This is a genomic window from Microbacterium sp. lyk4-40-TSB-66 (assembly GCF_030209475.1).
Lineage (GTDB): Bacteria > Actinomycetota > Actinomycetes > Actinomycetales > Microbacteriaceae > Microbacterium.
Window position 1 is genome coordinate 164,107 of sequence record NZ_JARVRW010000004.1, and the last position, 25,223, is coordinate 189,329.

Genomic DNA, 25,223 nt, shown 5'->3' on the forward strand with positions numbered 1-25,223 from the left:
TTCGTAGTCAATGCGAAATACCCATACGATCGACGCAGTCGACGTCGTAGTCCGGCGCGACCCTGTCGCACCCCCTGGACAGGTTTTCAGAGCATCTCGAAGGCGAGGAGCAATGCAGCACCCTTACGCGCACCATGTTGCCCACCGACCGGCGTGGGCAACCCCGCTCGCCACGGTCGTCCTCTGGGCCGCGGTCATCGTATTCACGGTGGCGGGCCTGACCGTCATGACAATGCACGGCGACATGGGGGTCTTCCTCCTCGTCGCCGCTCTCATCGTGGCCGCCCCCGCAGCCGCGGCCAGCCGCTACCGCAGTTACCACTGACGACGGCTTCGTCCGGCTCCGCGACACGACCACGAGTCGCGGAGCCGGACACTCCAGGACAAAAGGCAGAAGGCCCCGGATCTTTCGATCCGGGGCCTTCTTCTTGTTGCGGGGACAGGATTTGAACCTGCGACCTCTGGGTTATGAGCCCAGCGAGCTACCGAGCTGCTCCACCCCGCGGCACAAGAGAAAACATTACGCCGAGATGAACGACATGGCAAATCCGGGCATGCCGCCCGGGAGTGTCGCGAGAGAATAGCCCGGTGAGCAATACTTTCGACGATCTCGACGACGGGCGTCCCGAGAGCCCTGCGCAGCGTGCCGACCGCAACTGGAACGACATTCTGCAGGAGCTTCGGGTGCTGCAGACCGGCACGCAGATCCTCACGGGCTTCTTGCTCGCGCTGGCCTTCCAGGCCGCTTTCGCCAACCTCGCGCCGGCGCAACGGATCTTCTATCTGGTTCTCGTGTGTCTCGCCGCGCTGAGCGCCGTCGTCGCGCTCGCGCCGGTCGCCCTGCACCGCGCGGTCTTCCATCTGAGGGTCAAGCCCGCGCTCGTGCGGTTCGGGCACGACGCCCTCCGCGGGGCGCTGGCACTGGTGTCGATCCTGCTCGTGGGCGTGGTGGTCTTCGTCTTCGACGTCGTGGTGGGCCTCGGCGCGGCGGTGACGGTCGGAGTCGTGCTCGGCGTCGTGATCCTCCTACTGTGGGTGGTGGTGCCGGTGTTCATCCGACGCCGGGGGAGAGAGGGTGCGCGATGAGTCAAGACAGCGTCGGCGTCGCCGTGGCCCAGTTCGCGCCGGTGGCCTCGAGCGCGACCAACCTCGACCACATCGCCGCAGCCGCGCGTACGGGCGCGGCGCGGGGGGCGAGAGTCGTGGTGTTCCCCGAATACTCCAGCTACTTCGTCGACCCGTTCGACGACACCCTCGCCGCGAACGCCGAAGATCTCGACGGCCCGTTCGTCGCCGCGCTCACGGCGCTGTCGAGCGAACTCGACACGGTGATCGTCGCGGGGCTGCTCGAGAAGGCCGACGACGGTCGACGGGTGCGTAACGCGGTCGTCGCGGTGGGCGCAGACGGCATCCGCGCGGTCTATCGCAAGCTGCATCTGTACGACGCCTTCGGCCAGCGCGAGTCCGACTGGGTGGAGGCGGGCGAGATCGCCCCTCCCGAGACCTTCGAGGTCGCCGGCCTGCGGTTCGGGCTGATGACCTGCTACGACCTGCGCTTCCCCGAGGTCGCCCGCACGCTCGCCGACGCGGGGGTCGATGTGGCGCTGGTGCCGGCGGAGTGGGTGCGGGGGCCGCTCAAGGAGCACCACTGGCGCACGCTGCTGCAGGCGCGTGCGATCGAGAACACCTTCTTCGTCGCCGCGGCCGACCACCCGCCGCCCCTCGGGGTGGGGCACTCGATGATCGTCGACCCGCAGGGTGTGGCCATCGCTCAGGTGGGCACGGCGACCGACCTGGCCGTCGCGCACATCGATCCGGATGCCATCGCACGGGTCCGCCGGGTCAATCCGGCGCTGCAGCTCCGTCGTTTCCGCGTCACTCCGCGCTGAGACGGCCGCAGAGGCCGTCGAACGGCGTCGACCTGCCCGAGCGACGCCCGGGCTGCGGAGGAGCGCCCACCGGGCGTCTGGAGCGCTCAGTCCCGCGCGGCGAGCTCGCCGTCGGGGCCTCGCCGCGTCAGGGTGATCTTCACCGACGCTTCGGCGCCGGCCTCGGCGATGAACAGCAGCTGGCCCTTGGCGCTCAATGTCAGGCTCACCTCGATCTCCGCGACGCCCCATGTCGACTCGGCGTCGTCGATCCCGTCGCCGATCTCCACGAGCTTCTGCACCGTCTCGCGCCAGTTCGCGCGCAGGGTCTCGACGCTCGCGTCGACCACGCGCCCGCCGCGGTCGCCGCGGATCGTCGGAGCGCCGGCATGCGGTGGGTACATGCCTCGCTCGGGGGAGGGGCGCGGCATCCCCTCCGCCGGGGAGGGCACGTAGATCTGGACGGACCAGTCATCGGCCACGCGGGGCTCCTCCGCTCCCGTCATGCCACCCTCATCCCGGCCAAGCGCTCCGCCGCATCGGCGAGCACCTCGACCCGCTTGCACGCCGCGAATCGCACGAGCGTGGCGTAGCGGTCGCGATGGGCGGGTGAGACGAAGGCGGTGAGCGGGATGCCGACCACTCCGGCGCGGGCGGGGAGCTCGCGGCAGAACGCATCGGCGTCGGTGGCGCCGAGCGGGGCGGCATCCACCACCGTGAAGTACGACCCCCCGGGGGTGGACACCTCGAACCCGGCAGCGCGCAGACCGGTGCCGAGCAACCGGGCCTTCTCGGCCATCTCGGAGGCGACCGAGGCGAAGAAGGCGTCGGGCAGACGCAGTCCCACCGCGATCGCGGGCTGGAACGGCGATCCTCCGACGTAGGTGAGGAACTGCTTGACGGCGAGGACAGCGGTCAGCAGCTCGGCCGGCCCGGTGACCCAGCCGGTCTTCCACCCGGTGAGCGAGAAGGTCTTCCCCGCCGACGAGATCGAGAGGGTGCGCTCGGCGGCTCCCGGGAGGGTGGCGATCGGCACGTGCGGCCCCTCGAACACGAGATGCTCGTACACCTCGTCGGTGACGATGATCGCGTCGTGCCGATGCGCGAGCCGCACGACCTCGTCGAGCACCTCGCGGGTGAACACAGTTCCCGTGGGATTGTGCGGGTCGTTCACGAGGATCACCCGTGTGCGATCAGTGACCGCGGACGCCAACTGCCCGAGGTCGGGCTGGAAGTCGGGCCACCGCAGCGGCACCGGCACCAGCTTCGCGCCCGACAGCGCCACGCACGCCGCGTACGAGTCGTAGTAGGGCTCGAAGACGACGACCTCGTCGTCGGGGGAGTCGATGAGGGCGAGCAGGGTCGCCGCGAGCGCCTCGGTCGCCCCCACCGTGACGAGCACCTCGCGCTGCGGATCGAGTTCGAGACCGTAGAAGCGTCGCTGGTGCTCGGCGATGGCCGACAGCAGGTCGGGGAAGCCGCGTCCGGGGGCGTACTGGTTGACGCCGCGGGCGATGGCATCCCGTGCCGCCTCCAGAACCGGTGCGGGCCCGTCCTCGTCGGGGAAGCCCTGGCCGAGGTTGAGGGCGCCGGTGGACGCGGCGAGCGCGCTCATCTCGGCGAAGATCGTGGGGACCGAGGAGCCGTCGGGGGCGAGCAGGCCCGCGCCGCGGGCCGTGCGCTGCCAGGCGCCGGGAAGCTGGTGCATGGACCCAGCATGCCGCACGCGCGGCGAGGGCAAGGGGGAATGCTTCGCGGGACGTTGCTGCTAGACCCATAGAGGCGGCTCACTTCTGTCATAGGTGACCCACAGCATCCGTGGTCATCGTAGAAGCGCCTGGAAGAAGGAGCATCCCATGAGCGACACCACGGACAACCGTCCCGAGGGTAACGACCACAGCCACACCAACGAGCCTTCGCCTCAGCACGCGACGCCCGCCCCCGCAGCGCACACCCCGCCGGCCGCGACGTCGCGTCCCGACGTGCCGCCGATGCCGACGCGCTCGCCGGCCGCCGCCGCCGCCGCGTGGCCCCCGCCCGCCGCCGGAACCGCGACCCCCCAGCCCGGTGCAGCCGCGCACGGCGCCTACGCCTCGGCCCCCTCCGGGGCGCCGAGCCCCACCGGCCACGGGTTCGGCCCCGCCGCCACGAACGCGCACCCCACGCTGGCGCTGCCCGAGTCGGCATCCACCCCCGCCCGCAAGAAGAGCTCGGCTCCCCGCATCGCCGCGCTCCTCGTGGCAGCGGCCCTCGTCGGCGGCGGCGCGGGCCTCGGCGGCACGTACGCCGGACTCAGCCTCTGGGGCGGCGAGAACGCCTCGAGCGTCTCCGGCCCCACGGCCATCACCGTCAACGACCCGCAGGACGTCAACGCCACCGCGGCGGTCGCCACGAAGGTCGTCCCGAGCGTCGTCACCATCAGCGCCACCGGCTCGCAGGCCGGCGGCACGGGATCGGGCGTCGTCCTCAGCGCCGACGGATACGTGCTCACCAACACCCACGTGGTCACCCTCGACGGACAGACGGGCGACGCCAAGATCTCTGTCACCACGTCGGACGGCAAGGTGTACGCCGCGACCGTCGTGGGCACCGACCCCACCTACGACCTCGCCGTCATCAAGCTGCAGAACGTGTCGGATCTCACGCCCATCGAGTTCGGCGACTCGTCGAAGCTCAACGTCGGCGACGCGACCGTCGCGGTCGGGGCACCCCTCGACCTGCCCAACACGGTGACCACCGGTATCGTCAGCGCGCTGAACCGGTCGATCCAGGTCGCCTCCTCGGCCGCGCCCAGCGACGGCTCCGACGAGCAGCAGACCGAGCCCGGACAGGAGAGCCCGTTCCGCTTCGACTTCGGCCAGGGCCAGCAGTCGCAGTCGGCGAGCCAGACCATCAAGATCGCCGTCATCCAGACCGACGCCGCCATCAACCCGGGCAACTCCGGTGGGGCGCTCGTCGACGACGAAGGCAAGCTGATCGGCATCAACGTCGCCATCGCCAGCGCCGGAGGCTCATCGTCGGGCGGACAGTCGGGCAACATCGGCGTCGGCTTCTCGATCCCGGCGGACATCGCCAAGCGCATCTCGACGGAGATCATCGAGAACGGCTCCGCCACGCACGGTCTGTTGGGCGCGTCGGTTCAGGATGCCGCCTCCCAGCAGGGTGCGACCACGACCGGCGCTCTCGTGGCCGAGGCCGTCAGCGGCGGAGCGGCGCAAGCCGCGGGTCTGGCCCAGGGTGACGTCATCACCGAGTTCAACGGCATCCCGGTGACCAACTCCATCGACCTCACCGCCCAGGTGCGCGCGCTCGCCGCGGGTGCCGAGGCGAAGGTGACCTACCTCCGGGGCGGCCAGGAGCGCACGGCCGAGGTGACCCTCGGCTCGATGCCGGCCAGCTGACCCCTGCACGACGACGCCACCCCGCGACACGCTCGCGGGGTGGCGTCGTTCTGTTGCGGGCGGGGCTCCCGTCAGGTGGCGAGCCGCGTCCGCGGTGCGCGCAACCTCCGTGATGCGCACATCCTCGGTCGTGGATGCCGTGTGGGGACTGAGGTTGTGCAGATCGCTGATGTGGTGCGCGGGGCGCTGCGGCGCCGCCGCTTGATCCGGCGGCTCGCGCGAAGCGCCGGACGCTCAGTCGAGCGGTGCGAGACGGCCGATCGCGGCCAGCGGGATGCCGATCCAGTCAGGACGGTTGCGGGTCTCGTAGATCGCCTCGTACACGGCCTTGTCGAGCTCGAACGCGGCGAGCAGCGGATCGTCGTCGGCGCGCACGGCACCCGCGGTGTCGGCATAGCCCGCGAGGAAGGCCCGCTGCGCGGCGATGACCCACGCGCGCACCGCGTCGCCGTCGTCGTCGGCGACGGCACCCGAGACGTAATCGAACGAGCGCAGCATGCCGGCGACGTCGCGCACGGCGACGTCGGGCATCAGTCGCTCCTCGATCGGCCGCAGGGGCTCGCCCTCGAAATCGAGCAGCACCCACCCGTTCGACGGGGTGTGCAGCACCTGTCCGAGGTGCAGGTCGCCGTGCACGCGCTGCAGCGACGGCCACGGCGCGCGCGCGGCGGCGGCGTACACCGCGCGAATGCGCTCGGCGTAGGGGGCCAGCGCGGGCACCTCGGCCAGGGCGATGGCCAGTCGTCGGTCCCACGCGCCGACCACCGCCGCACGGTCGGCGTCGTCGGGCTCGCGGGTGGGGAACTGCGCGGCGAGGGCGACGTGCATGCCCGCGACGCTGGCACCCAGGGCGTGGGCGCGCTCGGCGAAGTCGTCGCCGGCGGCGGCGGCATCCAGGGCGACCCGCCAGGCGTCCTCGACGCCCTCGAAGAATTCCTGCGCGAAGGCGAGAGAGCCGCTCACGGGCACCCCCTCGGGCGTCATCCACGATCCGCGGATCTCGCCGATCGCCGCCGGGACGAAGGCGGCGCCCCCGGCCGCGAGAGCAGACTGCAGCTCGACGTCGGGGTTGATGCCGGGGTTCACCTGACGGAAGAGCTTGCAGATGACGGGAACGCCGGCGTCGCCCTCGTCGGGGCGGAAGATCAGCGACGTGTTTGACTGCTCGCCGCTCAAGACCCTCGCGGTCGCGTGCGTGGCCGGCGCCTTGCCGTCCGGCAGGGCGAGGGCGAAACCGATGAAGCCGTCTCCGGGGGCACCGACTTCGCCGCCGGCGGTCACCCACGAGTAGAGCTGATCGGTGAACCCGGGGTCGGTGGTGGCATCCGTCCACACCAGTCCGTCTCCGGACGCGCCGATGAGGCTGCCGGGCGGAACCGACCCCTCCGCGCGGATCGCGAGCGGGACCTGATAGACGATGGCGGGGTGCACGGCCTCGTCGCGCACGAGCAGGAGCCGCACGTCGTCGTCGAGGGGCCAGTCGGCGACGACGGTGAGTCGCGGGTCGCGGCCTTTCGTTCCGTACCAGCGCTGACGCGGCATCCAGACAGCGAGGAGCTCGAGAAGGTCACCCATGCGGTGAGGCTAACGCGCCGCCGTGCGGCCCGCGCAGGACTTGCGCGCGGGGTGGTCTCGATGAGAAGGGGTCAGTCGGTTTCGTCGTCGGTCTCGCGCCGACGACGCTGGGGGAGCGCCTTGCGCGCCACCGAACCGGTGCGGCGCCCCGCCGAACCGACGGCGTCGGCGATGGCGGATCTGGCGCGGCGGACGCCGCCCACGGCGCTGCGCTCGAAGCGCTCGCTGCCGGGGCGCGGCTCCAGGTCGGCGGGCAGCTCGAGCGGAGGACTCCCGAAGGCGCGACGCGCGTTGACCAGCACCCGTCGGCCGAGGATGTGGTTGCCGGTGCCGCCGACCACGGCACCCACGCCGAAGGGCAGGGCCTTGCCGAGCCACGACGCTCCGCCACGCGTGGCGAACTGCCGCACGAACGAGGTCTTCAGCCGGTCGACGAGGGGGCCGACGGCCGCGCGCGGGAGGGTCTTGGTGATGAGTTCCCCCCAGTACCCCGAGCGGGTGGTGCCACGGCCGGCCGCTTGCGCGGCGAGCTGCGAGACGAGGTCGACGCCTTCCTTTCCGAGCATCAGCGCGAGCACGAGGGCCCGCCCGCGGTCGGGGTCTTCGACGGCGACGCCGTGGACCTCCGCGACCGACTGCGCGTAGAGGGCGGTCGCCTCGAGGAAGCCGACGGTCTCGACGCCGCTGAGGGCGAGGGTGACGCCGGTGCCGATGCCCGGCACGACGGCCGTGGCGCCGACGGCTGCGCCGCCCGTGGTGACCGCAGCGAGGTAACGGCGCTCCAGGATCTTCAGGATCTGCTCGACCGTGGCATCCGGATGACGGAGGCGGATGCTGCGCAGATGCGCGAGCACCACGGGCCGCTGCACCGACAGCACGCGGTCGAGCATGCGGATCGTGCGGGGATGCTCGTCCGATCCCACGGGTGGGAGTCCGCCCGTCCACGGGGCGTCCTGCGGGAGGGAGTGGATGCGGTGCACCTTCTCAGCCATGACATCATCCTCTCCCGGCCGGCTCGACGTGCGCCGTGACTTGACGGCGGTGCGCGGATCCGTCGTGCGGGCGGTCGCGCAGGGGATCGGACGAGCTCGTGCCGCGCCGCGCGGGGCCCGCAGGGCTTCGACGCATGCGCGCACCGTGTCGGCAAGAGTCAGGGCGGTGTCGGAGGGGATTGGTAGTTTGGTGCGATGACAGCGTCGCTGCCGGAACCCCGAGACTCGTCCCCCTCTGACACCGAGGGCGTCGCGGCGAGCGTCGAACCCGCGGCCCGTCAGACTCCTCCCTCCGTTCGCGCCCCGCGGGCCACGCCCGCGAAGCGTCCGCCGGCTCGCTCCCAGGCCGACGGGGCGCCCGACGCCGACGCGTCGACCGGCGCCGCGGCGGCGAAACCGGCCCCGAAGCCGCGCGCACCCCGCGCCCCGCGGACGGCGGCGGCCCGCGCGTCCGGAACGACCGCGCGCACCCCCGCGGCGAAGAAACCTGCGGCCGCGCGGACCGCCGCGAAGAAGCCGGCGTCGCCGCGCGCCTCCGCCGCGTCGACCACCACGGCGTCGGCGATCTCCGCGTCGGCCGCCGCGGCCGACGAGCCGATGCTCGATGCGGCCGTCGTGCCCTCCGCCATGCCGGCGGAGGCCGCCGACGCGCGCGTCGCGATGGACCGGTCTACAGAGACGGATGCCGTGAGCACGCCGGTGGAGTCCGACCAGTCGGCGATTCCGGATGCCGTGAGCACTCCGGCGAAGCCCGTCCTGCCCGCGTCGCCCGTTGTGGCCGACGCGCCGGCCGAGCCGGACCAGTCTGCGGCGCGGGATGCCGTCGACACGCCCGAGTCGACCGAAGCGGCCGGTTCCGCACCGGTCGGCCGCGATGCGCCCGCCCCGGCCGTCGATGCGCCGGCGGTCGAGAACGGCGCCCCCACGAACTCGGAACCCGCCGACGCCGACCTCGTCGCGCCCGAGGCGGCCGCCCCCGTCGCGTTCGACGACATCGTCATCCCCCCGCGCCCGCCGCTTCCCGTGGCCCGCGCGGCGGAGGCGCCGACGGCAGAGGCGACGAACGAGCACGTCGCCCTCGACCCCACCCCGGCAGACGTCGCCGTCGAGGAGCCGGCGGTCTCCGATCCGCCCGCAGTGCAGTCACCCGCCGGCGAACCGTCGACCGCGGTCGACGAGCCCGTCGCGGACGACGACCTCGAGCCCGCCGCGTCCGAGGCCGAGGTGATCGTCGTCACGCCGCTCGACACGCGCGAGCACACCGACGCTCCGCGGGTGGCGTCCGACGTCTCCGACACCGGGGAGAGCGCCGCCGATGTCGCACCGCGTGAGGTCGCCGATGCGGGCACCTTCGACGACACGCACGCCGACGATGCGCACGATCCCACTCCGCCCGACGTCCGCGCGGACGACGAGGCCCCGGCCGACGAGACCTCCCACGCCCCGGTGCTCGACGTCGCGGAGGCAGAGGCATCCGCCGACCCGGATGGCGTCGTCGCCCCCGGCGTCGACACCGACTCCGAGGCATCCGATCATCCGGCCCCTGACGCCGAGCCGGCGGCCGTCACGGATGCCGAGGCTCCGGCTGAGACGCCCGCCGTCGCCGCCGACGAGACCACCGCCGACGGGGATGCCGAGGCATCGCGCGACACGAGCACCGACGCCGCGGTCCCCGCGCTCGCGGCCACCGACGAGGCATCGACGGATTCGGCGACCGACACGGCGGCATCCACCGATGCGGATGGCGAGGCCGCGGTCCCCGCGCTCACGCTCCGCCACATCACGAAGACGTTCGGTGAGCTCCGCGCCGTCGACGCGATCGACCTGACCGTGCCCGCGGGCTCGTTCTACGGCCTCGTCGGTCCCAACGGCGCCGGCAAGACCACGACCCTGTCGATCATCGCGGGACTCCTCCGCGCCGACGGGGGCGCCGTGACGATCAACGGCGTCGACGCCAAGAAGCGGGCGCGCGAAGCGAAGAAGATGATCGGCGTCCTGCCCGATCGCCTGCGCACCTTCGACCGTCTGACGGGGCGCCAGCTGCTGTCGTACTACGGCGCGCTGCGGGGGCTCCCGAGCGGCCTCGTCGAGAGCCGCATGGCAGACCTCGCCCGCGCCTTCGACCTCGTCGACGCGCTCGCGCGGCCCGTCTCCGACTACTCGGCGGGAATGACGAAGAAGGTCATGCTGGCGGGGGCGATGATCCATTCCCCGCGCCTGCTCGTGCTCGACGAGCCCTTCGAGGCCGTCGACCCGGTCTCCAGCGGCGTCATCCTCGACATCCTGCGCACGTACGTCGACCACGGCGGCACCGTGATCCTGTCGAGCCACGGCATGGAGCTCGTCGAGCGGGTGTGTTCCCGCGTCGCGGTCATCGTGTCGGGCCAGGTGCTCGCCGAGGGCACAGTCGACGAGGTGCGCGGCGAAGGCACGCTCGAGCAGCGTTTCCGCGAACTCTCGGGTGGCCTGGGCGACGTGGAGGGCCTCGAGTGGTTGCACACGTTCTCCGCCTGAGACTGGCGATGATGCTCGGCGCCCTGCGGGGCGACCGGCGCGACGTGATCCGGCGGGCGATCGGTGTGGTCGTCCTGATCGCTGCCACCGTCTTCGCGGCCGTCAGCGCCGCCGGACTCGCGGATGCCGACCGCCTCACGACCGCGGTGGTCACCGTACTGGCGGGTTCCGCGGTCACCCTGGGGTTCGCGGTCGGTCCGCCCGTCACGGCCTCGATCGACCCCCTCGACCCGCGGCGGTTCGCCGTCGTCGGCCCGGAACCGCGACCGCTCGCCGGCGCTCTGCTGCTCGCCGGGTTCTTCAGCGTTCCGGTCCTGGTGACCCTCGTCCTCGGCGTCAGCGTCGCGGTGGCGTGGGGCGCGCACGGTGCCTCGGCGGTGGCGGGCGTGGCATCCGTCGTTCTGGGGCTCACGACGTGCGTGCTGTTCGCCCGCGTCAGCATGGCACTCGGGGCGCTCGTGCAGCGTCCCCGGCAATCGCGCGAGCTGATGAGCGTCTACCTCATCGCCGTGCTCGTCGTCGTCGTGCCGATCGGGGTGTTCCTCGGATCGCTCGAGTGGCGCGGTGCGGTGCCGTCGCAGTTGGCGTCGGCGGCCGAGATCCTGTCGTGGACGCCGGTCGGGGCCGCGTGGGCCATCGGCCTCGCACCGACGACAGGTGCGGCCGTCGGAAGCCTCGTGGTCGCCCTCGCGACCGTGGCGCTGCTCACCCTGGCGTGGTTCGCCCTGGTCGAGGTGCTGCTCACGACGACGCGTCGTCCGGTCGCGGTGCGCGAGCGCGGCGGGCTCGGGTGGTTCGCGCTCCTTCCGGGCACCCCCGGAGGAGCCGTCGCCGCGCGGAGCCTGTCGTACTGGCTGCGCGACCGGCGGTACATCGTCAACATCGTGATCGTGCCGATCGCGGCCGTCGTGTCGACGGTGCCGCTGCTCGTCGCGGGCGTGCCGTTCGAGTTGGCGGTCCTGCTGCCGGTGCCGATCATGGCGCTGTTCTTCGGGTGGCTGCCGCACAACGACCTCGCGTACGACTCCACGGCTCTGTGGATGCACATCGCCAGCGGCGTGCGCGGCATCCCGGATCGCGTGGGGCGCCTCGTGCCCATCCTGCTCATCGCCGTCCCGATCCTCGCCGTGAGCCTCCCGCTCGCGATCGTCGCGCACGGTCGCTGGGCGATCTTCCCGGCCATGGTCGGCGTGTGCGCGGCGCTGTTCCTCGGCGGTCTGGGGCTGTCGAGCGTCTCGTCGGTGGTGGCCCCCTACGCGGTCTCGCGGCCGGGTGACAGCCCCTTCCAACAGCCGCAGCGCACGGGCTCGGGCGGAGTCATCGCGCAGGGCCTCGTCATGCTCGGGGCGGTGCTCACCGCACTGCCCGCGGGCTGGCTGACGTGGCAGGCGATCGACGGCACGGCCATCGACGCGATGTTCGCGCTCTGGGTCGGGGCGGGCGCCGGCGCGCTCGTGCTGATCCTCGGGATCGTCGTGGGCGCGGTGGTCTACGAACGCCGCGCGACCCGCCTCATGGAGTTCGCCGAAGCGACCTGAGTCGAACCCGCCCGACCGCTGAGCGCGGTCCGCGGCTACACTGGCTCTCCATGAGCACGCCTCTCGACAGTCCTGACAGCGGGGGTCTCGCGACCCTGGATCGAGAGCTCGAAGAGCTCATCCGCGAAGAGAACATCGAGCCCGGCGACCATGAGCGCTTCTCGCATTACGTGAAGAAGGACAAGATCCTCGAGTCGGCGATCACCGGCAAGCCGGTGCGCGCGCTCTGCGGCAAGAAGTGGACTCCGGGTCGCGATCCCGAGAAGTTCCCCGTCTGCCCGCAGTGCAAAGAGATCTACGAGTCGCTGGTCAAGTAACCCCGGCGCCTCGCCCGTCTTCGTCGAGCGTCAGTCCGCCTCGCGGTACTCGGTCGGCAGGGCGGGTTCCGACTTGCTGAGCGCCAGTGCCCGCACGGGCAGTTCCTCGCGCACGCGGGCATGGTGGGCTCGCGCGGCCTCGACACCCTCCGGGCCGAGGGCCGCGGCGTCCGCCTCGCCGTCGCGCATGAGCGTCGTCTGCAGGGCACGGGCGTCGGGGTGCTCGGCGGCCGTGGACAGCTCTTCGAACCCGTCGCTGACCACGATGAGTTCGCCGGTCGCGGTGCCCCCGTCGAGGGTGCGGAACGCGGCCTTACGGCCCCCGTGCGAGGCTTTCTGCGTCGACGCCTTGGCGACGCCCACCCACGAGCCGTCGGCCGCTTCGCGCGCCACGAGCTTGAACACCAGCCCTGCGGTCGGTACGCCCGAGCCGGTCGCGACCGAGGTGCCGACACCATAGGAGTCGACGGGGGAGGCCGCGAGGGCGGCGAGGGCGTACTCGTCGAGGTCGCTCGTGACGGTGATGCGCGTGCCGGTGGCGCCGAGGTCGTCGAGCAGGGCCCGCACCTCACCCGCGACGATCGGCAGGTCGCCCGAGTCGATGCGCACGCCGCCCAGGTGGGTGCCGGCCACGCGCACGGCCGTGCGCACGCCCTCGGCGATGTCGTACGTGTCAACGAGCAGGGTGGTGCCGCTGCCGAGCGCGTCGACCTGCGAACGGAACGCGTCCTCTTCGCTGTCGTGCAGCAGCGTCCACGCGTGGGCGGCGGTGCCCATCGTCGGAACGCCCCACCGGCGACCCGCCTCGAGGTTGCTGGTGGCCGAGAAGCCCACGATGTAGGCGGCTCGGGCAGCGGCCACGGCCGCCTCCTCGCTCGCGCGACGCGAGCCCATCTCGGCGAGCGGTCGGTCGCCGGCGGCGACGCTCATGCGGGCGGCGGCGGTGGCCACGGCGGAGTCGTAGTTCAAGATGCTGAGCGCCAGCGTCTCCAACAGCACCGCCTCGGCGAACGTCCCCTCCACGGTCAGCAACGGGGAGCCCGGGAAGTACACCTCGCCCTCGCGGTAGCCGGTCACCGATCCCGTGAAGCGGTAGTCGGCGAGGAAGTCGAGCGTCGCGGCATCCACCACTCCCGCATCACGCAGGTAGCGCAGCTCGTCGTCGCCGAAGCGGAAGTCGCGGATGGCTTCGAGCAGCCGGCCGGTGCCCGCGACGACGCCGAAGCGGCGTCCGCCCGAGAGCCGGCGCCCGAACACCTCGAACACGCAGCGGCGTGAGGCCGTGCCGTCGCGGAGGGCCGCGTCGAGCATCGTGAGTTCGTAGCGGTCGGTGTGCAGAGCCGTACTCCGAGTCATCGCGCCAGCCTATTGCGGCCGATTCCCCGGCGTCTGGTCACCCGCGGCCCCTTGACGCGCGACACGACGCAGGAGACCACGCCGCCGCCCCGCTCCCCGCGCCACCACACCCCCGCCCGATAGGCTGGACCCCTATGGACGACGCACCGATCGGGATCTTCGACTCGGGAGTCGGCGGTCTCACCGTCGCCCGGGCCGTGTCGGCGCAGCTGCCGCGCGAGTCGATCCTCTACATCGGCGACACCGCGCGCTCGCCCTACGGCCCCAAGCCCATCGCCGACGTCCGTCGCTACGCGCTCGAGGTGCTCGACACGCTCGTGGAGCAGGGCGTGAAGATGCTGGTGATCGCCTGCAACACCGCCTCGGCGGCGATGCTCCGCGACGCGCGGGAGCGCTACGACGTCCCCGTGGTCGAGGTCATCGGCCCCGCTGTGCGGACGGCCATGTCGACCACCCGCAACGGCCGCATCGGCGTGATCGGCACCGCCGGCACCATCGGCTCGCGCGCCTACCAGGACATGCTCGAGGTCAACGAGCGGCTCACGGTGTTCGCCGAGGCGTGCCCCCGCTTCGTCGAGTTCGTCGAGGCCGGCGTGACCGACTCGCCCGAGGTGCTGGCCACCGCCGAGCAATACCTCGCCCCTCTCCGCCACGCCGGGGTCGACACTCTCGTGCTCGGCTGCACGCATTACCCCTTCCTCGAGGGGGTCATCAGCTACGTGATGGGGCCCGACGTCAGCCTCGTGTCCAGCGACAGCGAGACCGCGAAGGACGTCTTCCGCCAGCTCGTCTCGCGTGATCTTCTGGCGAGTCCGGATGCCGCCCCCCGCCACCGCTACGAGGCCACCGGCTCGTCGGCCGACGACTTCCTGCGCCTGGCGCACCGCCTCATGGGCCGTGAGGTGCGCGAGGTGCAGCTCGTGCAGACCGGCGCCATCGACCTGCCGCGCTGAGGCGTGGCATCCCTTTCCCGTTCCTCTGGAGGATCCATGACCCGCAAAGACGGCCGCACCCCCGATCAGCTCCGCCCCGTGACGATCGAGCGCGGGTGGTCGGCGCACGCCGAGGGCTCGGCGCTCATCACGTTCGGCGGCACGAAGGTGCTCTGCACCGCGTCGTTCACCAATGGCGTGCCCCGCTGGCTGAGCGGCAAGGGCAAGGGCTGGGTCACGGCGGAGTACGCGATGCTGCCGCGCGCGACGAACAGCCGCAACGACCGCGAGAGCATCAAGGGCAAGGTCGGCGGACGCACGCACGAGATCTCACGCCTCATCGGGCGGGCGCTGCGCGCAGTGGTCGACACCAAGGCGCTGGGCGAGAACACCATCGTGATCGACTGCGACGTGCTGCAGGCCGACGGCGGCACGCGCACCGCGGCGATCACCGGTGCCTACGTCGCCCTCGCGGATGCCATCGCCTGGGGACGCGAGAAGAAGTTCATCGGCCAGCGCGCCGAGGTGCTGCGCGACTCGGTCGCCGCGGTGTCGGTCGGCATCGTCGACGGCGAGCCGCTGCTCGACCTGGCCTACGTCGAGGACGTGCGCGCCGAGACCGATATGAACATCGTCGTCACCGGCCGGGGCCTCTTCGTCGAGGTGCAGGGCACCGCCGAGGGCGCACCGTTCGACAAGGCGGAGCTCGACCGCCTGCTCGAACTGGGCGTGAACGGGTGCGCCGAGCTGCGCGGCATCCAGACCGCGGCTCTCGAGGGCTGAGATGGCGCGCGTCGTCCTCGCGACCCACAATCCGCACAAGGTCGAGGAGTTCCAGGCGATCGTGGCCGAGGTGCGCCCCGACCTCGAGGTCGTCGGCTACGACGGACCCGAGCCGGTCGAAGACGGTGTGACTTTCGCCGAGAACGCCCTCATCAAAGCGCGGGCGGCGGCGGCGCACACGGGACTCCCGGCCCTCGCCGACGATTCCGGCGTCGCGGTCGACGTGCTGGGCGGTTCGCCGGGGGTGTTCTCGGCGTACTGGGCGGGGCACAAGAAGGACGCCACCGCCAACCTCGAGCTGCTGCTCGACCAGCTGTCCGACGTCGCCGACCCGCACCGTACGGCGCAGTTCGTGTCGGTGATCGCCCTGGTGCGACCCGACGGCGGCGAGCAGACCGTCGAGGGCCGCTGGCCCGGACGCCTGGCGATAAGACCCGCCGGGCCGGGTGGTTTCGGGTATGACCCGATCTTCGTGCCCGACGGCCAGCCCGCAGGCGCCGAACGCACCGTCGGCGAGTGGACGGCCGCCGAGAAGAACGCCGAATCGCATCGCGCCCGGGCGTTCGTTCAGCTCTCGCCCCTTCTCACGTCACTCTGAGCGTGTAGACCCGTGAGGTGACCGCAATGCCCACGGTGTCGATCGTCGTCCCCGCCTACAACGAGGAGGTGGTCATCGAGCGGTGCCTGCGTGCGATCGTGCGCCAGAGCGTTCCGCCGGCAGAGGTGCTCGTCGTCGACAACCGCTCGACCGACGGCACGCGCGAGGTGGTGCAGCGTGTCATCGACGAGCACCCGCGTGCCGGCATCCGTCTTCTGCGCCAAGACGGCAGGCAGGGGCTCGTGCCGACCCGCAATGTCGGAATGGATGCCGCCACGGGCGACGTCCTCGGACGCATCGACGCCGACACCGTCCTGAAGCCCGACTGGGTAGCGCAGGTGTCGCGCGTCTTCGCCGCGGGCGTGATGGATGCCGTGTCGGGACCGGTCGAGTACTACGACCTGCCGCTGCGCGCGATCGGCCAGCAGATCGACGACCGGCTGCGTCGGCTCCAGGTGCGCCTGGCGGGGGACTTCGTCTTCCTGTTCGGCAGCAACATGGCCGTGCGCGCCGACGCGTGGCGGGATGTGCGGGAGTTCCTGTGCGACGACGAGGCCGACGTCATGCACGAGGACCTCGACATCGCCATCCATCTGGCTCTCGGCGGCCGCCGCATCGCCTACTGCTCCGACATGGTCGCGGGGATGTCGGCGCGGCGTCTCGACGACCGCCCGCGCGACTTCCGTCGTTACGTCGACCGCTTCGAGAACACCTACTCGGCGCACGATATCCGCGACGTACGGCTGCGGGCACCGATGGCGGTCTTCTTGGGCGTCTACCCCGCCCTGCACGTGCACCGACGGATGCAGGCGCAGCTGCGGGCTCTGCGCAACTGAGGCGGCTCCCACCGGCGGGTGGTGCGGGCGGCGCGGGCGGGCGGTGCGTGGCGCCGAGCGCTCACGCGGGTCGCGCCGGCACGCTCAGGGCGTGTCGGCGCTCGAGACCTCGACGTCGGCCGCGGGCTGCTCGTCCATCACACCCGGCCGCAGCCGGAGCAGCAGCACGAAGTACACGCCGCCCGCGGCGACGAGCCCGAGGATGATGAGCGCGGGAACGAGGGCGTCGCCCGGCGTGACGAGGGCGAGGAGGGCCAGGACGATCCACACCAGCGCCGCGACCGCGACCGGGACCTCGGCGCGCCCGAGGCTGAAGCCGCCGGTGCGGCGCTCGAGCCGACGGCGGACGACCAGGTAGAGCACGACGACGCCCCCGTAGATGAGGGCGGGGAGGATGGTGCTCCCGATGATGAGCTGCAGGAGCGCCTCTCCGGGCAGGGCGAGCATCAGCACGCACCCGATGGCGACGATGAGCAGGGTGGCGAACACCGGCGTGCGCGTACGCCGGTCGACCCGGCCGATGAGGCGGGAGGCGGGGAAGCGGCCGTCCCGGGCCATCGCGAAGGCCTGTCGGGCGGCGGCGGCCAGCACGACGGTCCCCGCCCCGAACATCGAGAACGCGATGCCCGCGAGCAGGAGCTGCTCCCAGACGGGTCCGAGCTGTCCGCGGATGATCGCCGCCACGGGGGAGGGGTCGTTCGTGACCGCCTCCACATCTTGGATCGACACCGTCAAGGTCAACAGGAACGCGAAACCGGCGACCGCCGCAGCGATGACCGAGCCGACGATCGCGCGCGGAACCGTCCGATACGGATCCCTCGCCTCTTCGGCGAGATTGGCGGCGGAATCGAACCCGACGAGGGTGGTCAGTCCCATCAGCATGCCCGCCATCAGCCCGCCGCCCAGGGCGAAGTACTGCGGATCCGCGTCGGCGACGCCGCGGGCGACGAGGTTCTGCGGCTGCACGGTGCCGGTGGCGAAGGCGACGACGAGGAGCACGACCACGAGCACCGCGACGATCGCCAGCTCGACCCCGACCGCCGCCGACGTGACCATGCCGAGCAGTCGCGTGGAGGCGATGACGAGGATCGCCTGCACGAGCAGGATGACGAGTGTCAGCCACCGCGCGACGTCTTCGTCGGCGCCCATTCCGAGAAGCGGCATGATCGCCTGACTGGCGAGCGCGTTGGCGATGGCGACGACCGCGATGGCGAGGAACCAGAACGACAGCCAGCCGAAGAACCACCCCACCCGGGGCGACGCGAGCCGGGAGGCCCACTGGTACGACGAACCGCTCAGGGCGATGCGCGCCGCGAACTGCGCGACGACGAGGGCGACGAGCGTCTGGCCGGCGCCGGCCACGATCCACAGCCACACACCCAGGGGCCCCGAGCTCTGCAGCATCTCGCCGTAGGTCGCGAACACTCCGACGACGACGGAGATGAACGCGAACGAGATCGCGAAGACCTGGAACCCACCCAGGGTGCGTGTCAGCGGCGGGCGCGTGGCGGTGGTCTCAGTCATCGGAACCCCTCGGTCGGACCGTCGGCAGTCCTGCAAAGAAGGTGGCAGGGACGCTGCGTCCCCACAAGGTCCGCTTGAGGTCGTGTCCGCAAGCGGACGCCCGCGCATCCGCGATCCCGGCGGGGTGAGGGCGGTTCTCATTCCCGACTGCCGCGGAAACACGCGCGATGTCGGGGGTCGCGCCTAGCCTGGTCCCATGCACGATCACGCGCCCGCCGGCGGCATCCGCGATGCCGGCAACACGCGCCTGCTCGCGACCGCCCTCGCCCTGACGGCAACGGTGATGGTCGTGCAGATCGTCGGGGCGGTCCTGTCGGGGTCGCTCGCGCTCCTCGCCGACGCCGCGCACATGTTCACCGACGCCGCGGCCCTCGTGGTCGCCCTCGTCGCCACCCGCATCGCCGCGCGCCCCGCCGACGACCGCCGCACGTACGGCTATCAGCGCGCCGAGGTGCTCGGGGCCCTCGTCAACGGCGTCATCCTGATCGTGCTGTGCACGTGGGTGGGGGTCGAGGCGGTGCAGCGGCTTCTGGCACCGGCCGAGGCAGAGGTGCAAGGCGGGCTCATGCTCGTCGTCGCCGCCGTCGGCATGATCGCGAACGCCGTGTCGATGTGGCTGCTCGGGCGTGCGCAGAAGCGCAGCATCAACGTGCGCGGCGCCTATATCGAGGTGCTGGGCGACCTCATCGGATCGGTGGCGGTCATCGTGGCCGCGATCGTCATCCTGACGACCGGGTTCGTTCAGGCCGATGCGATCGCCTCGCTGTTCATCGCGGTCCTCATCGTGCCGCGGGCGATCGGCCTGCTGCGCGAGGTCGTGGTGGTGCTGACCGAATCGGCGCCCGTGGGAGTCCACGTCGCCGAGATCCGCGACCATCTGCGCGGCGCCGATGGCGTGGTCGACGTGCACGATGTGCACGTGTGGCAGCTCACGCGCGGAGCCCCCGTGTTCAGCGCACACGTCATCGTCGACGATGCCGCGCTGAGCGACGGTCGTGCGGCGGCGATCCTCGCGTCGCTGCAGACGTGTCTGGCCGACCACTTCGACGTCGAGCACTCGACCTTCCAGCTCGAACCCGCCGGCCACGTCGAGCACGACTCGCGGCACGCCTAGCCCTCCCGCTGCCGCTTCCGGCGGCTTCGACAGGCTCAGCCACCTCGACTGCGGGGCGACCCTGAGCCCGTCGGAGGGCGCGGGAGCGGATCAGTCCTCCCGCACCACCTCGTCCGGGGCCTTGTCAGGGCGAAGCCCCCGCCACCGCGCCTGACGCAGGATGCCGCCGGGGGTGAACTCCGCGAACTCCACCTCCGCCACGAGGTCGGGCCGCACCCACAGCGCGTCGCGGGCGTCGGCGGCAGGCACCCCGACGAACGGGTCGACGTCGGAGCGAAGGGGTTCCAGCAGGGTGGTGAGGCGCGCGAGGGTCTGCTCGCCGAAGCCCGAACCGACGCGGCCGGCGTACTGCAGGCCATCGGCCGACGGCACCCCGACCAGCAGCGACCCGATCGTTCCGGCGCGGTTGCCCTTACCGGGACGGATGCCGCCGATCACGACCTCCTGCGTGCGCGAGTGCTTCACCTTCACCCACTGCTCCGAACGGATTCCGCGCCGGTACGCCGACGCGGGGTCTTTGACGACGACCCCCTCGAGCCCGAACCGGCCGCTGGTGGCGACCGCGGCATCCACGTCGTCGAAGACGGGCGGCACCACCACCGGCGCGCCGGCATCGGCGGCGAGCCGCTCGAGGAGTTCGCGTCGCTCGCGGAGGGGGAGGGATGCCACGTCGCGTCCCTCCAGCGACAGCACGTCGAACAGGTAGAGCTGCACCGGCGTGCGACGGGCCTCGTGCGCGATCTCGCGCGGCTGGGCGAGGTTCATGCGCTTCTGCAGGAGGGGGAAGCTCGGACGCCCCTGAGAGTCGAGCGCCACGATCTCCCCGTCGACGACCGCGTGCCCCGCCCCGAGACCGAGGTCCACTCCGGTGAGCTCGGGGTAGGTCGCGGTCAGGTCGTTGCCGTTGCGCGAGCGCAGGCGGAGGCGCTCGCCGTCCCAGATCCCCAGTCCCCGGATGCCGTCCCACTTCATCTCCACCCACGGCGCACCCCAGCGCGCGGCGGCGGCGCGGGCGAGGCCGGGGGTCGCTGCCGTGGCGAGCATGGGCCGGAGCTCCGCCACGGTCGGTTCCGCCGCATCACCCGACGTGCCGTGATCGAGAGCCACCACCGGCGCCCCGTCGCTCTGAGGGCGGCCCTCGGCATCCGTCTTCATGCGGTGCAGCAGCCACTGCGACTTCTCGCCCCGCCCCTCGGTGCGGATGAGGGCGAGTCGTACGCGTCCGAGCGGACCCTCGTCCCGCCCGGTGAGGGTGGCGATGACCTCGTCGTCGCGCCACTTCTCGAGCTCGTACGTGCCGGTGTCCCAGACGGTCATGATGCCCGCGCCGTACTCGCCGCGCGGGATCTCTCCGGCGAAGTCGAGGTAGGTCATCGGGTGATCCTCTGTCATGACGGCGAGGCTGTTCTTCGCCGAGCTCGGCGGCACGCCCCGGGGAACCGCCCAGCTCACGAGCACACCGCCGTGTTCGAGGCGCAAATCCCAGTGCAGACGGCTCGCGTGGTGCTCCTGGATGACGAATCGCGGCAGACCCTCGGGGGCCGCGTCGCCGTGCGGCGCGTCGGGCACCGGCTCGGGCGTCTTGCCCGCGGTGCGTTTGGAGAGGTAGGCGCGCAGCGGCCCGGCGTCGCGCTCGAGGGGGGCCAGGGGATCGCCGGTGCGAGCCAGCACCTCGTCGAACAGGAGATGCGCGAGACCCGGGTCGTCCAGCTCGTCCCACGTGCGGGGCGCCGCGACCGTCGGACGTGAGCGTCCCCGCAGCGAGTACGGCGCGATGGTCGTCTTGGAGCCGTTGTTCTGGCTCCAGTCGATGAAGACCTTGCCGGGGCGTGCGGATTTCGACATCTGACTGACCACCAGGTCGGGGTGGTCGGCCTCGATCGCCCGGGCGAGCTCTTTCGCGATCGCGCTGGCCGCCTCGCTGGACTGGCGACCGTCGAGGTGGGCGTACAGGTGGATCCCCTTGCTCCCGCTCGTGACCGGCAGGGGGTCGAGCCCGATGTCCTGCAGGATCACCCGGGCCCAGCGTGCGACCTCGGCGCACTCGGCGAGACCGACACCGGGACCGGGGTCGAGGTCGAGCACCAGACGGTCGGGGTTCTCGCGCTCGCCGTCGGGGGAGAACCGCCACTGCGGTACGTGCAGCTCGAGACTGGCCACCTGCGCCAGGTAGACGAGGGTCGGCAGGTCGTCGATGAGCGGGTAGTCCTTGGCGCCGGACGAGTGGTCGATCGGGAAGCGGCGCACCCACGCGGGCGCTCCGGGTTCGAGGGCCTTCGCGAAGAACGGCTCGCCCGGGTCGGAGTCGGTGCCGACCCCGTCGGGCCACCGCTTTCGGGTGACGGGGCGTTCGGCGACGTGGGGGAGCAGGCGCGGAGCGATACGGGAGTAGTAGTCGATCACCTCGCCCTTGGTGGTCCCCGTCTCGGGGTACAGCACCTTGTCGAGGTTCGACAGGCGCAGCCGGCGCCCGCCGATGCGCACCGTCTGCTCCGCCATCGCCCCAGCGTAGGGCGGGAACGGCTCCGGATGCCGAGGGGCTCGCGCAGCCGCCCTCCGGTCGGCGCCCGGGCCGCACCGGGTGGTCAGGGAGCGGGCGAGGTCATCCCGCCGCGCCGGACCGGCGTCGTTCGGCCGCGAGGTGAAGTCGCTCGAGCTCGCCGGCGAACGCGTCGAACGGCCCGCGTGTGACGACCCCCGGAGCGACGTCGGAGATGGCGAGGGGGCGGATCGGCGAGGGGGCCGCGCCCCACGAGGACCGCCATCGCGTCAGCTGCGCGGTCGAGCCGGCGAAGACGATGGGACCGAGTCCCGCCCACGCGTGAGCCGCGGCGCACATGGCGCAGTGCTCGCCCGAGGTGTACACGGTCATCGACGACCGCTCGGCTGCCGGGTGATGCGCGACAGCCCACCGCACGAGGGCGATCTCCGGGTGCGCGGTGGGATCGCCGCCGCCGACGGTGTTGCGTTCTTCTCGGAGGACCCGCCCGTCACCGTCGACCAGGATCGATCCGAACGCGTCGTCACCGGCGTCCACCGCCTCCGCCGCCAGTTCCACGCAGCGCTTCAGTGCGTCGATGTCGTCCACGGGTTCCTCTTCTCCGAATCGTGCCGCTGCGGGCGGGTCGGCCGCTCCTGCGTGCTGAGTCCATCCTGTCGTCATAGAGCCCACCCCGGGGGCTCGTGACTGCGACGGCATCGGCGCAGACGCGACGGGCGCGATCCGCCGGCGGTTAGCACATCCGCGCGCCCCGAGGGGTTTTCGCGTCGATCGGACCGTCGTGATTACGGTGAAGCGATGAACGATCAGGAGCTCACCGCCCTCACCATCTCTCTCGCGAGCGAGAACGTCCGCAACGGCGGCAAGCCGTTCGCCTGTCTCATCGTGAAAGACGGCGAGATCATCGCCCAAGCCGTCAACCACGTCAGTCAGGACGGCGACCCGACGGCCCACGCCGAGATCCGGGCGATCCGCGCCGCCGCCGCGACGGGCGTCAGCGACCTCGGCGGGTACGACATGTTCGTCACCGCCTATCCCTGTCCGATGTGTCTCGGCGCGGTCTACTACGCGCAGCCCGATCGCCTCGTCTACGCGGCGACGCGGGAGCAGGAGGGCGAGCACTACGAGGACGGCAATCGCCTCATGACGCTTGCGACCTTCTACGACGAGTACGCCAAGCCGGTGGCGGAGCGCGCTCTCCCCACCGAGCAGGGGCAGGCCGACGATCCGACGGCACCGTTCCGCGAGTGGACCGCGATCCACGGCGACTGACGCGTCGACACCGCGGCGGCGGCCCGGTGCACCGTCCCTCTCGACCGCAACCCGCCCCGATCACGCATAAACGCCATCCGTGCGTATAAACGCGCTGTAGGCGTGTTTCCGCGCACGGATCGTGTTTATGCGTGGGGGGGGCGCCGGGTTCCTCGGGCATCGATCGGCTCGACCCCCGCGTGACGGCGTCCGTTCGCCCACGCAAGGGTCTCGGCATCCACCGTCGTTTCGGTGTTCACTGGACCCATGCGATCGATCTGGAAGGGTGCCCTGACGTTCGGCCTCGTCAACGTGCCCGTGAAGGTGTACTCGGCCACCGAGGATCACGACGTCTCCCTGCACCAGGTGCACAACAAGGACGGCGGACGTATCCGCTACCAGCGCATCTGCGAGGTCGACGGCGAGGTCGTGCCCTACGGCGACATCGATCGCGCCTACGACGACGGCGAGCAGACGGTGGTGCTGACCAAGGACGACCTCGCGTCGCTGCCCAGCGAGCGCAGCCGTGAGATCGAGGTCGTCGAGTTCGTCCCCAGTGAGCAGGTCGACCTGCTCACCCTCGACAAGGCGTACTACCTCGAGCCCGACTCCTCGTCGCCGAAGGCCTACGTGCTGCTGCGCAAGACGCTCGAGCAGACCGACCGCACCGCGATCGTCCGCTTCTCGCTGCGGCAGAAGACCCGGCTCGCCGCCCTCCGCGTGCGCGGGGACGTGCTCGTCCTGCAGACGTTGCTGTGGGCCGACGAGGTGCGCGAGGCGGCGTTCCCGGCGCTCGATGAGAGCGTGCGGATCTCGGCGAAGGAGCTGGAGATGTCGGCATCCCTCGTCGAGAGCTTCTCGAAGGACTTCGATCCCGAGGAGTTCACCGATGCCTATCAGGCGGAGCTGCGCACCCTCATCGACGCCAAGCTCGAGCAGGGCGACGCGATCGACACGGATGCCACCTTCGGCACGCAGGAGGAGGACGACGGCGGCGAGGTCATCGACCTGATGGAAGCGCTCCGCGCGAGCGTCGAGCGCAGCCGCGCGGCGCGGGCCGAGAAGGACGCATCCGCGAAGAAGTCCCCGGCGAAGAAGAAGACCTCGAAGGCGTCGTAGCCGTCGGGGAGACCCGCGTTCAGCGCGCGGGGTGGTCGCCGTCTTCGAGCGTCTTCGGGTCGAGCGTGAGGGCCTGGGCCTCGGCGTGGTTGATGGCGCCCTGACCGGCGGCGGCGTCGCGCTTGGCGGCGGCACGCTCGCGGAAGTAGTGGATGGCGATGAAGATCGCGGTCCCCGCGACGGCGGCGAGCAGGATGACGTCGATGTACTCCGTGACGATGTCGCGGACGAAGGGGATGTAGCCGACCGCGTACCCGAGCATCGTCAGACCGATACCCCAGATGACGGCGCCGATGAAGTTGTAGAGCGTGTACTTGCGCCACGGCATGTGACCCACGCCCGCCGCGATGGGGGCGAAGGTGCGCACGACCGGGACGAAGCGGGCCAGGATCACGGTGAGCCCGCCGAAGCGCTCGAAGAACGCGTTCGTGCGCTCGACGTTCTTCCTGCTGAAGATGCCCGACTCCTTGCGCTCGAAGATCGACGGCCCGGCTTTGTGACCGATGAAGTAGCCCACCTCACCGCCGATGAACGCGGCGAAGCCGATCGCGAGGGCGACCCACCAGGCGTTGAGTCCGAAGACGCCGTTGGGGGCCGCGGGCGTGGCGTGCGAAAGCAGGCCCGCCATGATCAGCAGCGTGTCGCCTGGGAGCAGGAAGCCGATGAGCAGCCCGGTCTCGGCGAAGATGATGAAGCACACCACCAGCAGAGCCCAGGGCTGCGAGTTCGTGATGATCGTCGCGGGGTCGAGCCACGGGAGCAGAGCGGCGGTGGTGTGGATCACATCGGTCCCGTCGGATCGGAGAAGCGGTGCTGGGGGGAACGGCGAGGGCTACGCGGTGCTGCGGGACGTCGCCGGTGGAAGCGGCAGACCGTGCGGAAGGGGGGACTTGAACCCCCACGCCCGAAGGCACAGGAACCTAAATCCTGCGTGTCTGCCGATTTCACCACTCCCGCGAGTGGATTCAGTCTAAACGGGCCGCACGCGCGCTCGATGTGAACGAG

General features: G+C 71.5%; 24 protein-coding genes and 2 tRNA genes. 14 read left to right on the plus strand and 12 right to left on the minus strand.

All coding sequences use genetic code 11. From position 1 onward, the window contains the following. Window positions 1-112: 112 nt before the first annotated feature. Entirely contained in the window at window positions 113-325 is a 213-nt protein-coding gene (locus QRO03_RS08325; RefSeq protein WP_285137056.1) for a hypothetical protein, read from the plus strand. Between the two features lie 106 nt (window positions 326-431). Here QRO03_RS08325 and QRO03_RS08330 read toward each other — a convergent pair. Further along, window positions 432-505, minus strand: a tRNA-Met gene (locus QRO03_RS08330). A gap of 83 nt (window positions 506-588) precedes the next feature. Between QRO03_RS08330 and QRO03_RS08335 the strand changes: the two genes are divergently transcribed. Next, window positions 589-1,086 (plus strand): DUF6328 family protein, encoded by a 498-nt coding sequence (locus tag QRO03_RS08335; protein ID WP_285137057.1) that lies wholly within the window; start codon window positions 589-591, stop codon window positions 1,084-1,086. Beyond that, complete coding sequence (locus QRO03_RS08340; RefSeq protein WP_285137058.1) at window positions 1,083-1,889, plus strand: carbon-nitrogen hydrolase family protein; 807 nt, start codon at window positions 1,083-1,085, stop codon at window positions 1,887-1,889. The genes QRO03_RS08335 and QRO03_RS08340 overlap by 4 nt, the downstream gene beginning before the upstream one ends. An 86-nt stretch (window positions 1,890-1,975) precedes the next feature. Here the strand turns inward: QRO03_RS08340 and QRO03_RS08345 are convergent, their stop codons facing one another. Continuing rightward, entirely contained in the window at window positions 1,976-2,350 is a 375-nt protein-coding gene (locus QRO03_RS08345) for a Pepco domain-containing protein (protein WP_285137059.1), read from the minus strand. A gap of 20 nt (window positions 2,351-2,370) precedes the next feature. Further along, window positions 2,371-3,576 carry an aminotransferase class I/II-fold pyridoxal phosphate-dependent enzyme gene (locus QRO03_RS08350; protein ID WP_285137060.1) on the minus strand — a complete coding sequence of 402 codons (1,206 nt, stop codon included), beginning with the start codon at window positions 3,574-3,576 and terminating at the stop codon, window positions 2,371-2,373. Between the two features lie 148 nt (window positions 3,577-3,724). Here QRO03_RS08350 and QRO03_RS08355 point away from each other — a divergent pair, with 148 nt between their 5' ends. Further along, window positions 3,725-5,269: a S1C family serine protease gene (locus QRO03_RS08355; RefSeq protein ID WP_285137061.1), complete on the plus strand. Its 1,545-nt coding sequence runs from the start codon at window positions 3,725-3,727 to the stop codon at window positions 5,267-5,269. A 234-nt stretch (window positions 5,270-5,503) separates the two neighbouring features. Here QRO03_RS08355 and QRO03_RS08360 read toward each other — a convergent pair whose 3' ends face one another. The 3 genes from QRO03_RS08360 to QRO03_RS08370 all read right to left on the minus strand — a co-directional run bounded on the left by QRO03_RS08360 (window position 5,504) and on the right by QRO03_RS08370 (window position 8,465). Then, window positions 5,504-6,844: a maltokinase N-terminal cap-like domain-containing protein gene (locus tag QRO03_RS08360; protein ID WP_285137062.1), complete on the minus strand. Its 1,341-nt coding sequence runs from the start codon at window positions 6,842-6,844 to the stop codon at window positions 5,504-5,506. 71 nt (window positions 6,845-6,915) lie between these two features. After that, window positions 6,916-7,836 (minus strand): hypothetical protein, encoded by a 921-nt coding sequence (locus QRO03_RS08365; protein ID WP_285137063.1) that lies wholly within the window; start codon window positions 7,834-7,836, stop codon window positions 6,916-6,918. Window positions 7,837-8,114: 278 nt separating this feature from the next. Continuing rightward, complete coding sequence (locus tag QRO03_RS08370) at window positions 8,115-8,465, minus strand: hypothetical protein (protein ID WP_285137064.1); 351 nt, start codon at window positions 8,463-8,465, stop codon at window positions 8,115-8,117. Between QRO03_RS08370 and QRO03_RS08375 the strand changes: the two genes are divergently transcribed. Genes QRO03_RS08375 through QRO03_RS08385 form a run of 3 tightly spaced genes read left to right on the plus strand, consistent with a single transcriptional unit; the run spans window position 8,452 to window position 12,205 of the window. After that, window positions 8,452-10,350: an ABC transporter ATP-binding protein gene (locus QRO03_RS08375; protein ID WP_285137065.1), complete on the plus strand. Its 1,899-nt coding sequence runs from the start codon at window positions 8,452-8,454 to the stop codon at window positions 10,348-10,350. The two genes, QRO03_RS08370 and QRO03_RS08375, sit on opposite strands and share 14 nt — an antisense overlap. After that, window positions 10,326-11,888, plus strand: a complete 1,563-nt coding sequence (locus QRO03_RS08380) for a hypothetical protein (protein ID WP_285137066.1) — start codon at window positions 10,326-10,328, stop codon at window positions 11,886-11,888. The genes QRO03_RS08375 and QRO03_RS08380 overlap by 25 nt, the downstream gene beginning before the upstream one ends. A gap of 50 nt (window positions 11,889-11,938) precedes the next feature. After that, a complete protein-coding gene (locus tag QRO03_RS08385) occupies window positions 11,939-12,205 on the plus strand; it encodes a DUF3039 domain-containing protein (protein WP_055953839.1) in 267 nt (88 codons plus the stop codon). 30 nt (window positions 12,206-12,235) lie between these two features. Here the strand turns inward: QRO03_RS08385 and QRO03_RS08390 are convergent, their stop codons facing one another. Further along, a complete protein-coding gene (locus QRO03_RS08390) occupies window positions 12,236-13,561 on the minus strand; it encodes a nicotinate phosphoribosyltransferase (RefSeq protein ID WP_285137067.1) in 1,326 nt (441 codons plus the stop codon). A gap of 134 nt (window positions 13,562-13,695) precedes the next feature. On the opposite strand from QRO03_RS08390, the gene murI reads away from it, so the two are divergent. From murI to QRO03_RS08410, 4 genes are read left to right on the plus strand one after another with little or no spacing between them, the layout of a single operon-like run. Next, on the plus strand, window positions 13,696-14,514 hold the full coding sequence (gene murI / locus QRO03_RS08395; RefSeq protein ID WP_285137068.1) for a glutamate racemase: 819 nt from the start codon (window positions 13,696-13,698) through the stop codon (window positions 14,512-14,514). Window positions 14,515-14,550: 36 nt separating this feature from the next. Beyond that, entirely contained in the window at window positions 14,551-15,276 is a 726-nt protein-coding gene (gene rph / locus QRO03_RS08400; protein ID WP_285137069.1) for a ribonuclease PH, read from the plus strand. A gap of 1 nt (window position 15,277) precedes the next feature. After that, window positions 15,278-15,874, plus strand: coding sequence for an RdgB/HAM1 family non-canonical purine NTP pyrophosphatase (rdgB, locus tag QRO03_RS08405; protein ID WP_285137070.1), 597 nt, complete (start codon window positions 15,278-15,280; stop codon window positions 15,872-15,874). A gap of 26 nt (window positions 15,875-15,900) precedes the next feature. Continuing rightward, the gene (locus tag QRO03_RS08410) at window positions 15,901-16,710 is read left to right on the plus strand and encodes a glycosyltransferase family 2 protein (RefSeq protein ID WP_285137321.1); all 810 of its coding nucleotides are present in this window, start codon (window positions 15,901-15,903) and stop codon (window positions 16,708-16,710) included. 84 nt (window positions 16,711-16,794) lie between these two features. Here the strand turns inward: QRO03_RS08410 and QRO03_RS08415 are convergent, their stop codons facing one another. Next, entirely contained in the window at window positions 16,795-18,234 is a 1,440-nt protein-coding gene (locus tag QRO03_RS08415; RefSeq protein ID WP_285137071.1) for an APC family permease, read from the minus strand. 196 nt (window positions 18,235-18,430) lie between these two features. On the opposite strand from QRO03_RS08415, the gene QRO03_RS08420 reads away from it, so the two are divergent. Next, window positions 18,431-19,348, plus strand: a complete 918-nt coding sequence (locus QRO03_RS08420) for a cation diffusion facilitator family transporter (protein ID WP_285137072.1) — start codon at window positions 18,431-18,433, stop codon at window positions 19,346-19,348. Between the two features lie 90 nt (window positions 19,349-19,438). On the opposite strand, the gene QRO03_RS08425 is transcribed toward QRO03_RS08420, so the two are convergent. Then, on the minus strand, window positions 19,439-21,847 hold the full coding sequence (locus QRO03_RS08425) for an ATP-dependent DNA ligase (protein WP_285137073.1): 2,409 nt from the start codon (window positions 21,845-21,847) through the stop codon (window positions 19,439-19,441). A 103-nt stretch (window positions 21,848-21,950) separates the two neighbouring features. Then, the gene (locus QRO03_RS08430) at window positions 21,951-22,436 is read right to left on the minus strand and encodes a deaminase (protein ID WP_285137074.1); all 486 of its coding nucleotides are present in this window, start codon (window positions 22,434-22,436) and stop codon (window positions 21,951-21,953) included. Window positions 22,437-22,646: 210 nt separating this feature from the next. Here QRO03_RS08430 and QRO03_RS08435 point away from each other — a divergent pair, with 210 nt between their 5' ends. Together QRO03_RS08435 and ku are read left to right on the plus strand one after the other, a co-directional pair. Next, window positions 22,647-23,120: a nucleoside deaminase gene (locus QRO03_RS08435; protein ID WP_285137075.1), complete on the plus strand. Its 474-nt coding sequence runs from the start codon at window positions 22,647-22,649 to the stop codon at window positions 23,118-23,120. A gap of 246 nt (window positions 23,121-23,366) precedes the next feature. Next, window positions 23,367-24,218, plus strand: a complete 852-nt coding sequence (gene ku / locus QRO03_RS08440) for a non-homologous end joining protein Ku (protein WP_285137076.1) — start codon at window positions 23,367-23,369, stop codon at window positions 24,216-24,218. 19 nt (window positions 24,219-24,237) lie between these two features. Here the strand turns inward: ku and QRO03_RS08445 are convergent, their stop codons facing one another. Both QRO03_RS08445 and QRO03_RS08450 read right to left on the minus strand, forming a co-directional pair. Then, entirely contained in the window at window positions 24,238-25,002 is a 765-nt protein-coding gene (locus tag QRO03_RS08445; protein WP_285137077.1) for a DedA family protein, read from the minus strand. 91 nt (window positions 25,003-25,093) lie between these two features. Then, window positions 25,094-25,175 (minus strand) — tRNA-Leu (locus QRO03_RS08450). Window positions 25,176-25,223: the final 48 nt, after the last annotated feature.